The 12,248-nt window shown below is 72.5% G+C and carries 10 protein-coding genes; all 10 read left to right on the plus strand.

Annotated elements, in window-relative coordinates; genetic code table 11:
• Window positions 1-213: 213 nt before the first annotated feature.
• The 10 genes from FLX08_RS15865 (at window position 214) to FLX08_RS15910 (ending at window position 12,145) form a co-directional block, all read left to right on the plus strand.
• Window positions 214-1,464 carry a sensor histidine kinase gene (locus tag FLX08_RS15865; protein ID WP_142619623.1) on the plus strand — a complete coding sequence of 417 codons (1,251 nt, stop codon included), beginning with the start codon at window positions 214-216 and terminating at the stop codon, window positions 1,462-1,464.
• On the plus strand, window positions 1,461-2,135 hold the full coding sequence (locus tag FLX08_RS15870; protein WP_142619624.1) for a response regulator: 675 nt from the start codon (window positions 1,461-1,463) through the stop codon (window positions 2,133-2,135). The genes FLX08_RS15865 and FLX08_RS15870 overlap by 4 nt, the downstream gene beginning before the upstream one ends.
• A gap of 219 nt (window positions 2,136-2,354) precedes the next feature.
• Window positions 2,355-3,155 carry an alpha/beta fold hydrolase gene (locus FLX08_RS15875; RefSeq protein ID WP_142619711.1) on the plus strand — a complete coding sequence of 267 codons (801 nt, stop codon included), beginning with the start codon at window positions 2,355-2,357 and terminating at the stop codon, window positions 3,153-3,155.
• Window positions 3,156-3,204: 49 nt separating this feature from the next.
• The gene (locus FLX08_RS15880; protein ID WP_142619625.1) at window positions 3,205-4,329 is read left to right on the plus strand and encodes a DUF3500 domain-containing protein; all 1,125 of its coding nucleotides are present in this window, start codon (window positions 3,205-3,207) and stop codon (window positions 4,327-4,329) included.
• Window positions 4,330-4,500: 171 nt separating this feature from the next.
• Window positions 4,501-6,309, plus strand: a complete 1,809-nt coding sequence (locus tag FLX08_RS15885; RefSeq protein ID WP_142619626.1) for a gamma-glutamyltransferase family protein — start codon at window positions 4,501-4,503, stop codon at window positions 6,307-6,309.
• Entirely contained in the window at window positions 6,306-7,157 is an 852-nt protein-coding gene (locus FLX08_RS15890; protein ID WP_167530438.1) for a YoaK family protein, read from the plus strand. Before FLX08_RS15885 ends, FLX08_RS15890 begins: the two co-directional genes overlap by 4 nt.
• Window positions 7,154-8,554, plus strand: coding sequence for an MFS transporter (locus FLX08_RS15895; RefSeq protein WP_142619627.1), 1,401 nt, complete (start codon window positions 7,154-7,156; stop codon window positions 8,552-8,554). Before FLX08_RS15890 ends, FLX08_RS15895 begins: the two co-directional genes overlap by 4 nt.
• The gene (locus tag FLX08_RS15900; protein WP_142619712.1) at window positions 8,551-9,777 is read left to right on the plus strand and encodes an FAD-dependent monooxygenase; all 1,227 of its coding nucleotides are present in this window, start codon (window positions 8,551-8,553) and stop codon (window positions 9,775-9,777) included. The genes FLX08_RS15895 and FLX08_RS15900 overlap by 4 nt, the downstream gene beginning before the upstream one ends.
• Window positions 9,778-10,119: 342 nt before the next feature.
• Window positions 10,120-11,343: a mannosyltransferase family protein gene (locus tag FLX08_RS15905; protein ID WP_244312677.1), complete on the plus strand. Its 1,224-nt coding sequence runs from the start codon at window positions 10,120-10,122 to the stop codon at window positions 11,341-11,343.
• Between the two features lie 73 nt (window positions 11,344-11,416).
• Window positions 11,417-12,145: an SAM-dependent methyltransferase gene (locus FLX08_RS15910; protein ID WP_142619628.1), complete on the plus strand. Its 729-nt coding sequence runs from the start codon at window positions 11,417-11,419 to the stop codon at window positions 12,143-12,145.
• Window positions 12,146-12,248: the final 103 nt, after the last annotated feature.

Raw genomic sequence — 12,248 nt, forward strand, 5'->3', positions numbered from 1 at the left:
GCGGATCAAGGTGTATCTGCCGGTGGCCGTCCACACGGTATGACGGCGATCCCTCGCGCGCAGGTGTTCGTCATCACCGCGCCGCACCAGGTGCTGTCCGGTGCCGCCGGCGAACCCCCGCGCGCCGCCGCCACGCCCGCCGGCCGGGGGCGACGCCGGGTCCGTCCCGCTTTCACATGTGTCCTGACCTCGTTAAACCCCTAGGCTGTCTCCATGACCTCAGTGAAGGAGGGAGGCCCGCACGAGCTGTTCGCGGGATCGTCCCGCCGGTGGGTGCGGCTGCTGCCTGGGGTTGTGGCGATCGTGTTGTGCGTCTGCCTGCTTCCGGCGACAAGCATCCTCCTCACCAAGTACTACGGCCTGATCGCCGTCGCCGGGACCGGGCTGGCCATCGCACAGGTCGCACCGCTGCTGCTGGCCGTCGTACGACCCCTGCAGGCCTGGTATGTGATTTTCCCGGCCGACGTGGCCGGGGCGCTCGCCCTGCTCACCGTCGACTTCCCGGAACGGCTGCTGTGGCCGTTCCCGTCCGTGGTGATCGTCGGGTACGTCGGACTCTGTCTCGCCCTGGGCCTGAGCGAGCGGCGCCGGACGCTGCTGCTGGTGTGGCTGGCCACGGCGGCCGCGAACGTGACGCTGATGGTCTTCGCGCCGCACGGCGCCGATGCCGGGGACCTGTCGTTCACCGCCCTCGGCGGCCTCGCCCTGCTGGTCGCCGTCGCGCTGCGGGAACGGGCCGAGGTGCAGCGCAGGCTGGTCGAGCAGGAGACGATCAGCGAGGCCGAGCGCGCCCGGCGGACGCTGCTGGAGGAGCGGGCCCGGATCGCCCGCGAACTGCACGACGTGGTGGCGCACCACATGTCCGTCATCACGGTGCAGGCGGACAGCGCGGAATACCGCCTCGACCGGCTGCCGCCGGAGGTGCGGGAGGAGTTCGCGAACATCGCCTCGACCGCGCGCAACTCGCTCGGCGAGATGCGGCGCCTCCTCGGCGTCCTGCGCAACGAGGAGACGCACGACGAACTCGCGCCCCAGCCGGGCCTGGCGCAGATCGACCAGCTGGTGGACGCGACGTCGCGGGCGCACGTGCCGGTGGAGTTCACCCCCTGCGACGTGAAGGTCCCCGAGTCGGTGGGCCTGTCCGCGTACCGGATCGTCCAGGAAGCCCTCGCGAACGTCGTGCGGCACGCACCCGGAGCCCGCACGCAGGTGTGCCTGTCGGTGTCGGAGCCGTCCGAAGGCGAGGGCGGTGCGGGCGGCGGGCGGCTGACCGTCCTGATCGTCAACGGACCGTCGCCTGAGCCGCGGGCCGTGCCGCTGGAGTCGAGCGGCACCGGACAGGGACTCGTCGGCATGCGCGAGCGGGTGCGGCTCGTCGGCGGCACCCTCGAGGCCGGACCGCTGCCGGACGGCGGCTTCCGAGTGGCCGCCCGGCTCCCCTTGAACGAAGAGGACTTCACGTGACGATACGAGTCGTCGTCGTCGACGACCAGGCCATGGTGCGAGCCGGCTTCGCGGCCCTGCTGGCCGCCCAGAGCGACATCGACGTGGTGGGCGACGCGTCCGACGGCGCACAGGGCGTCGAAGTGAGCCGGCACACCCGTCCGGACGTCGTGCTGATGGACGTACGGATGCCCGTCATGGACGGCCTGGAGGCCACCCGCCGGCTCCTCTCGCCCCCGCCGGGGGTGACTCACCGGCCGCGTGTGCTGATGCTGACCACGTTCGACGTCGACGACTACGTGTACGAGGCGCTGCGGGCAGGCGCGAGCGGCTTCCTGCTGAAGGACGCGCCGCCGGGCGACCTCGTCGCGGCGGTCCGCGTCGTCGCCAGAGGCGACGCGCTGCTCGCGCCGTCCGTGACGCGCCGTCTCATCGCGGACTTCGTCAAGCAGCGCCCCGTGGGCCGGGGCAAGCCCGCGCAGCGGCTGAAGGAGCTGACCGAACGCGAGACCGAGGTGCTGACCTTGGTGGCTCGCGGCTATTCGAACCAGGAGATCGCCCAGGCTCTGGTGCTGGCCGAGCAGACGGTCAAGACGCACGTGAGCCGCGTGCTGACCAAGCTCGACCTGCGCGACCGCGCCCAGGCGGTGGTCTTCGCCTACGAGTCGGGACTGGTGGCTCCCGGCGAGTAGTCACACCCGATACACCCCCTACCGCGGTATCACCTTCGGCTTGGCTCTCAGGTGTGACGCCGGACATGTGGCCGTCGGCCCACACTCTTTCTCAACCCGTTGAACCCACCCCCGGGTGAACGGGTTCTCCCATGGCTCGACGCCAGACATCTGTCGCAAATCGGACCTATGTTCCGACGTGCGCCACCGACGCCACCCATCAGGAGGTCCGCAGTGACGATGCCCGATGACACGACCGCACCCGCCGGCCCGGCCACATCGATCGTACGGGCGGGTGACCTCGAGGTCGGGATCATCGACAGCGGGTCCGGCGTGCCGCTCGTGCTCGTGCACGGTGGAGAGAGCGACCGCACCCAGTTCACGGCACTGCGTGCCCATCTCGGCCCGGGGATCCGGGTCATCTCGTACGACCAGCGTGACTCGGGCGTCACCGTCAACCCGCCGGTTCTCTACACGATGTCCGACCTCGCCGACGACCTCGTCCACCTGCTGGACGCGCTCGACCTGCCCTCCGCGCACCTGCTGGGCACGTCCTTCGGCGGCGCCGTGGCCCAGCACGTCGCGCTGCGGCATCCCGGACGGGTCGCCTCCCTCATCCTGGTCGCCACCTCACCGAGCTACTTCTTCGAAGGCGCGGCGATCGACGAGTTGCTGTCCATGACCCACGAGGAGCGGCAGCGCTCGGCGGTCGACTTCTTCTTCACGCCGGAGGGCCGGGCCGCGCAGGGTGGCCGGGTCGGTGTGCTCACCAAGCGCAGCCCCGACAAGAACGCCCGCCGTGAGCACGTCATCCGGCAGCACGAGGTCCGGGACCGGCTGGCGGAGATCTCGGTGCCCACCCTCATCGTGCACGGCACGGAGGACCGGCTGGCGCCGTACGCCGGTGCGGTCCTCATGGAGCAGCAGATTCCGAACGCCGAATTGAAGGCCATCGAGGGTGGACGTCACGCGATCGCGCAGGAGTTCGCCGACACGGTCGCGCTGTGGGTGCGCGAGTTCCTGGGGGTGGAGGCGAGATGAGCACCGCCGGCGCACCCCCGCACGTTCGGAAGCAGGAGGGGATTCAGGCATGACAGACGCAGCGCGCGAGGTCGCGGACCTGATGGCCAAGGCGGCCCGGGAGTGGCTCGACTCCCTGGACGCGGAGCAGCGCCGGCCGGCGGTCGGACCGGCACCGGGCGCGGGGGAGGCGGCCGAGGCCGAACGCACCAGCTGGTACTACACGCCCACCGACCACGGCGGCCTGACGTTCTCCCGGCAGCGTCCCGCCCAGCACCGGATGGTGATGCGGCTGGTCGCGAGCGGACTGTCCGAAGCCGGGTACAACACGGTCGCCACCGTCATCGGCCTGGAGAACGTGCTCGACCGCGTCGAGGACTTCTCGGTGTACTGGGGCAGGGAGCGGTCCCGCGACCCGAACATGTACTACCTGCGGGTCTTCGGGGAGCCCGGCGGGACGGAGCCGTGGGGCTGGCGGTTCGGCGGCCACCACGTCTCGCTCAACTTCCTCGTGGCCGACGGGCGGGTCGCCGCCACCACGCCCCTGTTCATGGGCGCGGACCCGGCCGCGTCACCCCTGCTCGGCGGCGCGGCCCTGCGCCCGCTGGGCGCGCCCGAGGACCTGGCCCGCGAACTGGTCCGCTCTCTGCGGCCCGAGGCGGCCGAGCGCGCCATCCTGCTGCCGCGGCCGCCTTACGACGTCGTGGCGGGCAACAGCCCCCGGGTCGACGACCGGGTGATCAGGCGCCGTGAGCTGTGGCAGCCCGACCAGAACGTGCCGGACCGTCCCGACCAGCCGCACACCCTCCTGGACGACGCGGAGCGGCGAGCGGTGTCCCTCACTCCGCCGCTCAAGGGCGTACCCGCCGCCGAGCTCGACGCCGGCCAACGGGAGGTGCTCCGTGCCCTGCTCGGCACCTACCTCGCCCGGGTGCCTGAAGGGATCTCCCCGCTGTCGCGCTACGACGACCCGGCGCAGCTGGACGCCGTGCACTTCGCCTGGGCCGGCTCGACGGAGCCGGGCGAGCCGCACTACTACCGCCTGCACGGCCCGCGGCTGCTCGTCGAGTGGACCAAGGTCCACCGCGGCGCCAACCACGCCCACGCCGTGTGGCGGGATCCGGAGACCGACTTCGGGGGCGACGTCCTGGCCGCCCACCACGCCGCCCACCACGCCGCCCACCACGCGTCCTGATCCCGCGGCGTCCCGAGCTGCGGAGCCGCGGCGCCACGACCGGCACATGGGCCCCCGGCCCTCACGTGACCACCCCACGCCACCCCATGACCCGAGCCCCCGCACGTACACGCCACGGGGCCGGGCCGGCGCGTCCCCGATCCACCACGTGCCCCGAACGGAAGGTGACCCATGGCCGGTCAACACGGCGCGCAGACCGATCCCCCTCTTCAGACTCGCCCCACGCTGCGCGGATCCTTCGGCATGTCCGCCTCGACCCACTGGCTGGCGTCTGCGACGGCCCAGTCCGTACTGGAACGGGGCGGCAACGCCTTCGACGCGGCCACCGCGGGCGCCTTCGTGCTCCACGTGGCCGAACCCCACCTGAACGGACCCGGCGGCGACCTCGTCGCCGTGCTGGCCACTGCGGAGGACCCCACCCCGCGCGTGCTGGCCGGACAGGGCCACGCCCCGCGCGCCGCCACGATCGAGCACTTCCGCGCCGAAGGGCTCGACCACGTCCCGGGCGCGGGCGCCCTGGCCGCCGCCGTTCCCGGCGCCGTCGACTCCTGGCTGTGGCTGCTCGCCGAGCACGGCACCTGGGAGCTCGCCGACATCCTGGCCTACGCGATCGAGTACGCCGAGCGCGGCGTGCCCGTCGTGCCCCAGCTGGCCCGCGTCCTGGCCACGGTCGAGGACCTCTTCCGCACCCACTGGCCGACGTCGTACGCGCTGTGGATGCCCGAGGGCCGTGTCCCGCGGCCGTACGACACCCTCGTCAACCCCGTCTACGCCCGCACCCTGCGCCGGCTGGTCGCCGAGGGCACCGGCACGACGCGGAGGGCGCGGATCGAGGCCGCGCGACGCGCCTGGCGGACCGGGTTCGTGGCCACCGCCGTGGAGGAGGCCGCCGCCGTGCCGCACCGGCACTCGTCGGGCACCGACCACGCCGGAGTGATCACCGCCGCCGACTTCACCGGCTTCGAGCCCCGTCTCGAACCCGCCGTCACCGCGCGGTTCCGGGGGATCACGGTGGCGAAGGCGGGCCTGTGGTCCCAGGGCCCCGTGCTGCTGCAGGCCCTCACCCTGCTCGACCACTTCGACGACACGCGAATCGATCCGTCGACCGCCGAGGGCGTCCACACCATCACCGAAGCCCTGAAGCTGGCCATGGCCGACCGCGAGGCGTACTACGGGGACCTGGAACCGGCGGACGCCGAGGAGGTGGTGCGCCGGCTGCTGTCCCCGCAGTACAGCGAGGAGCGCGCCGCACTGGTCGGCCCGGACGCCTCCACCGAGTTCAGGCCCGGCGACATCGGCATCAGGCCGTACACACCACCGCTGGAGACGCGCCGGAACGTCGTGCAGGCCGATGGCGTGGGCGAACCCACCGTGCAGCAGACCGGGCAGACCCGGGGCGACACCTGTCACATCGACGTCGTCGACCGCTGGGGCAACATCATCTCCGCCACGCCGTCCGGCGGCTGGCTCCAGTCCTCCCCGGCCGTGCCCGAGCTCGGTTTCGCGCTGGGCACGCGGCTGCAGATGACCTGGCTCGACCCGGCCGCGCCCTCCCGCCTGGAACCGGGCCGGCGCCCGCGGACGACGCTGACGCCCACCCTGCTGCTGCGCGACGGCGCTCCCGTGGCCGCGCTGGGCACCCCCGGCGGCGACCAGCAGGACCAGTGGCAGTTGCTGTATCTGGTGCGCACCCTCGCTCTGGGCTTCGACCCGCAGCAGGCGATCGACGCACCCGCGTTCCACACCACCGCGGTGCCGAGCTCGTTCTGGCCGCGGACCTGGACACCGGGCGGGCTGGTGATCGAGGAACGAGCGGACCGGGCGGTCATCGACGAGCTGCGCCGGCGGGGCCACGACGTGACCGTCTCCGGGCCGTGGAGCCAGGGCCGGCTGTCGGTCGTCACCCGCGACCCGGACAGCGGCGTCCTGGGGGCGGCGGCGAACCCGCGCGGCGCCCAGGGATACGCGGTGGGGCGATGACGGGCCGTGCGGCCTGCGCCGGGACGGTGCTGCGGCGGGTGTCCCTTCCCGGCCTGATGCTCGCGCTCACCTTCGCGACGGGCGTCGTCGACGCCGTCGGATATCTGCGCCTCGACAAGGTGTTCGCGGGCAACATGACCGGCAACGTGGTCATCCTCGGGATGGCCGCCACGGGCGTGACGGACCTGCCGGTGCTCGGCCCCGCCGTGGCCCTCGTGTGCTTTCTCGCCGGCGCGGCGCTGGCCGGGCGGGTGCTGCGCACCGCCGCCCCGGGCTGGAGCGTCCGGTGTACGGGGCTGCTGACCGGCGTCGCGCTGCTCCTGGTGGCGGCGGCCCTCGTCCTGGTCGCCGTCGGGGCGGATGCCGCGCCCGGCCTGCGCCCGGCGACGGCGGCGGCGCTCGCCCTGGCCATGGGGATGCAGGCGGCGACGGCCCGCCATCTGGCGGTGAAGGACGTCACCACCGTGGTGGTCACCTCCACCCTCACCGGGCTCGCGGCGGACTCCCGGCTGGGCGCGGCCCGCGCCCAGGGTGCACTGCGGCGGGCCGCCGCCGTCATGTGGATCATCCTCGGCGCGGCCGCCGGCGCGGCGCTGTGCCAGGTGAACGAGGGCCTCGCGGTCGCGGTGGCGGCGCTCGTCGTCCTCGCTGTGAGCGGCCTCGGCGATCTCACCACCCGATCCGATTCCCACCCGGCGCCGGCCACGACCGGACCGGCCGCCTCCCCGGCGGCCGGTGACGCCCTCACACGGCCGGTCGTGCGCGAAGACAACGGCGTCCCGCGCACGACCGGCATTCAACTCGCCCGGCAGCAAGAAACCCGGCAGCAAGAAAAAGGACGCCCATGACCACACCCCCCTCCGCCTCGCCGGTCCGCATGAGCAGGGCCGCCGTGGTGGCCCTCGGACTGCTGGCCATCTCCGTCGGCTCACTGGAGTCGGTCGTGTCGCCGACACTGCCGCTCCTGCAACGCGAGCTGGGCATGAGCCCGGCCCAAGGGGCGCTGCTCAACATCATGCTCCTCATCACGGGCGCGCTCATCACTCCGATCGCCGGCACGCTGGGCGACCGCTACGGCGGCAAGCGGGTGCTGATCCGGCTCATGGCCGTGGTCTCGGTGGGAGGCCTGACCTCCGCGCTCGCGCCCAGCCTGCCGGTGCTGCTGGTCGGTCAGATCCTGCAGGGGGCGATGCTGGGATCGTTGCCCCTGGCGTTCATCGTGGTCCGCAAACACCTGCCGACGGGCGAGGCCAAGGCCGCCATCGGGCTGGTCAGCGGGATGTTCGTGGGCGGCTCGATGGTAGGGCTGCTGGCCGCCGGCCCCGTGGCGGAGTCGCTCTCCCGGCACTGGATGTTCGCGTTGCCGACCTTCGCGATCATCGGATTCACCCTGCTGGTCAGCAAGCTGATGCCCGCCGACGCGTCAAGCGGCTCGGACGGCTCGGGCATCGACTGGCCCGGCCTGCTGCTGCTGAGCGGCACTCTCTCCACCCTCATGCTCGTGCTGGCGCTGGCGCCCGAGGCGGGCTCGGCGCCGGTCGTCTTCGGCGCGCTCGTCGTCGTGCCGGCCGCCTTCGCGGCCGGGTGGATCGCCGTGGAACGCCGGGCCGTCGCGCCCATGATCGACTTGCGGATGCTGGCACGCCCCGTGGTCTGGAAGTCGTGCGTGGTGACGTTCGTGATCTGCCTCGGCACCGCGAACGGGGCCTACCTCGTGCCGCAGCTGCTCGACGTGTCCGGCGAGGGTTACGGCTTCGGGGCGTCTCCCACCACCATCGGCCTCGTCCTCCTGCCCGGCGCGCTGGCCGCGACGCTGGCCGGGCCGATCGGCGGGATCGGGGAGCGGCGCCTCGGCCCGCGCACGATGACCGTCATCTCGACCGTCATGATGGCGTTCGCCCTGCTCGGCCTGAGCGCCGTGCACGGCGAGATCTGGCACATCGTGGTCGGCAAGGCACTGATCGCGCTCGCCATTGGCCTGTGTGTCACGGCCATGATGACCAGCGTCGCCTCCTCTGTCGACGAAGGCGACACCGGCATCGCCACCAGCGTGCTCCTGGTGACCCGCGCCCTGGGCTCGGCCGTCGGCGCCATGCTCGGCGGCGCGCTCCTCACCGCCCATACCGTCGCCGGCTCCGGCGTACCGGCCGAGTCCGGCTTCGTCACCGGCTTCCTCACCGCAGGCATAACCGCGGCGCTGTGCCTGCTCGTCGTCCGTACCATGCACGAAGGAGTCAAGGCATGATCCTCACCGACCAGCCGAACCACGGCCGCGTCACGCCCGCGCGCACCGTCCTGATCTCCGGAGCCAGCATCGCGGGTCCCACCCTCGCTTACTGGCTCAACCGCTACGGCTACGAGGTCACCGTCGTCGAGAGGGCGCCCGCGCCGCGCAGCGGCGGCTACCCCATCGACATCCGCGGCACCGCCTTGGGCGTCGTCGAGCGGATGGGCCTGATGCCCCGGCTGCGGGAGGCGCACATCGAGATGGAGCGGATGACCTTCTACGAGGGAGAAGGCGACGTGGTGGCGACCCTGCGCCCGCAGAGCGTCACCGGCGGTGTCGCGGGGCGGGACCTGGAGGTGCGGCGCGGCGACCTGACCGACGCGCTGTACGCGTCGGTCCGTGACGACGTGGAGTTCCGGTTCAACGACTCCATCGTCAGCCTCGACCAGTCCGGCCACGGGGTCGACGTCACCTTCCAGGGGGGCGGCAGCCGCACCTTCGACCTGGTGATCGCCGCGGACGGCATGCACTCGCACACCCGGGAGCTGGTGTTCGGCCCGGAGGAGCCGTTCCACCGCTACCTCGGCTACTCCTTCGGCATACTCTCCATGCCCAACCTCCTCGGTCTCAAGAACGAGGTCGCGATGTGGAACGACCCGGGCAGGGCCGCGGCCTTCTACGCGACCGGCGACGAGGTGAACGCCCTCCTGACCTTCGCCCAGCCCGAAACGCCGTTCCACGCCTTCGGCGACCTGCAGACCCAGCGCGATCTGATCGGTGAGGTCTTCGCCGGCGTCGGCTGGGTGGTGCCGGACATGCTGGCCGCGCTGCGGGACACGGACGACCTGTTCTTCGACGCGGTCGCCCAGATCCGCATGCCCCGCTGGTCCAGTGGCCGTGTCGCGCTGGTCGGCGACTCCGCGTTCGCGCCGTCGTTCCTCACCGGGCAGGGCACCAGCCTTGCCCTCGTCGGCGCCTACATGCTCGCGGCCTCCCTCGCGCATGGAGACCACGTGGAGGGCTTCGCCGCCTACGAGCGCGACACCCGTGGCTTCGTCACCGCCAACCAGGACCTGGTCGGCGCGGGGCGCGTCACCCTCATGCCGACCACCGCCGAGGACCTGAGGCGGCGCGACGAAAGGCTGCGCAATCTCAGCGCGATGCCGCCCGCGGAGGGAAATCCGGTTCATTCCGCGCTCGTGCTGCCCGAACCCCCGGTCGTGGAACGGCCGTCGCGGTAGGCGCCGCCCCTGCCCCTCGGGCGGGCTGTCTCCCAATCCGGTGGGCGCTCGGCTCTCCGCGCGCTGCAACTTTCATCCGGGGCGCCGGTCTCTCCGGCTCGTCACGGGTGAAACCCGAGGTCGTCGCGGCTCGCGCGGACGGCGCCGGAGCCCGCCCTGGCGCGGCGCCGGGCGTGGTTGACATCATTGCCGATCATGGGCGCGGCCGCCGCTCGCCGCGTACGGCCCAGAGGGAGTGACAGCGGTCCGGGAGCGGACCCGCTTCGGGGCGGTGCGACACCGTGTTCCGAAGCGGTGCGACACCGCGCGGCGAGGACCGGCGGGCGCGAGAGGAGACGGCACGTGACGGCTTTCGTCGAGGAAGCTGAGCACGACCCCGAACGCGGGGAACGACCCGGGCCGGACGCGGAGGCCGCCGGGCACAAGGGTCTCCCCGATGGCGAGACCGCCGCCGAACCGCTGCGGCGCAGCGCCACCGTCCGGGACGCTCTGCTGCTGTGGGTGGGCACCAGGGCGGGCATGCTCCTCGTGGCGGTCTACGGAGCCCTTATCGTCTCCGGTCAGAACCACGCCCCCCTGCTGGAGCGGTGGAAACACTGGGACGTCGGCCTGTTCCGGAAGATCGCGGAGTTCGGATACGACGGCGATCCGAAGCTGGAGCCCGACCCCGGGCTGCCGGCCATCTTTCCCGGCATGCCGCTGGCGATGCGCCTGGTGCATCTGGTGGTCGGCGACTGGATCCTGGCCGGCCTGATCATCTCGTTCGTGGCCGGCGCGGTGGCCGTGGTGGCGCTGGCCCGGCTCGCCGACGTCGAAGGGCCCGCCGGTGCGGGCCGCTGGGCCGTCGTGGCGCTGCTGCTGAGCCCGCCCGCCGTCTTCCTGTTCGCCGGTTACTCCGAGGCGCTGTTCCTCGCCTTCGCGCTGCCCGCCTGGCTGGCGGCCCGCCGCCGTGCCTGGCCGCTGGCCTGTGCCCTGGCCGCCGGGGCGTCCTGCGTACGGATCACCGGCCTGTTCCTGGCCGTCGCGCTGATCGTCGAGTTCGTGGTGAGCCGCGTCCGGAGGGACGGCTGGGCGGGCTGGCGGCGGGGAGCCTGGCTGGCGCTGCCGTTCGCGCCGCTCTTCGCGTACGCCGCCTATCAGTACTCCCGTACGGGTGACTGGCTGGCCTGGAACAACGCGCAGCAGACCGGATGGGGACGGACACTGGTCTGGCCCTGGGAGGCGTTCCGCACGACCTGGGACTCGACCGGCGGTGACGAAGGGTTCGGGCCGATGTTCCGGCTCGAGATCGCGGCGGCGATCGTCGGGGTGCTGCTGCTCGTCTGGCTGCTCGTCACCCGCCGCTGGGCCGAGTTCGTCTACGTCGGGCTGCAACTGGGCGCGCTGGTCACCTCCACGTTCTACATGTCGATCCCCAGGTCGGCGCTGCTGTGGTGGCCGCTGTGGGTGCTCGTCGGCAGGGCGGGCGCCCGGCACCATTCGGTCATCATCGTCTACGCCACGGTGATCGGGCCGCTCATGGTGCCGATGCTGATGTCCTTCCTCAACAGCTCCTGGACCGGCTGAACCGCCCGGCTCCCGGTCCGGTGCCCAAAATAACCGGATGCGGGCGCTTAGCCGGGATCGACAGGATGGCGAGGTGGATCGACAACTGCTCAGTGCCATCGCCCATCGTGACCACCCCATCGCCGGTCCCGTCTCGGCCGCGAGCCTCGACCTGCTGCTGCGCCGCGCCGCGCTGCCGGAGGGAGCCCGCATCATCGACCTGGGATGCGGAGCGGCCGAGTGGTCGCTCCGGGCGCTCGAACTCGTCCCGGCCGCTCACGCCGACGGCGTGGACACCTCGCCGCACGCGGTGGCGTCCGCGAACGAGGCGGCCGCCAGGCGGGGACTGGCCGACCGGCTGACGCTGCACACGATGCCCGCCGACGCCTTCACGGCCGACCGGCCGTACGACCTGGCGCTGTGCGTGGGCTCGACCCACGCCTTCGGCGGGCTGACGGAGACGATGGAGGCGCTCGCCCGGTTCGTACGGCCCGGCGGCCTCGCACTCGTGGGGGAGGGCTACTGGGAACGCCCTCCCGCTCCCGAGGTCGCCGAGGCGATCGGCGAATATCCGGACCTCGCGGGCACGGTGGAGGCCGCCGAGTCCAAAGGGTGGCTGACCGTCTATGCCCACGTGAGCGACCTGGCGGAATGGGACGAGTACGAGTGGTCGTGGACCGGCACGCTGGCGCGCTGGGCCGCGGACAACCCGGGCCCCGATGGTGAGCAGGCCCTCGCCGTGATGCGGGAGCATCGCGACATGTGGCTCCGCGGCTACCGGGGCAACTTCGGTTTCGTCACCCTGCTCCTGCGGCGCGTCTGACGCGTCGGCGGCGCGGCAGCCGTACGAGGCGGAACGCCGCGAGGGCGCCGGCTCCGGAGTGGGCCGTGACGAGGGCGGTCTGGAAGACCCGCCGGGGCGCTCG

The sequence above is a fragment of the Microbispora hainanensis genome, from assembly GCF_006874475.1.
Classification (GTDB): Bacteria; Actinomycetota; Actinomycetes; order Streptosporangiales; family Streptosporangiaceae; genus Microbispora; species Microbispora hainanensis.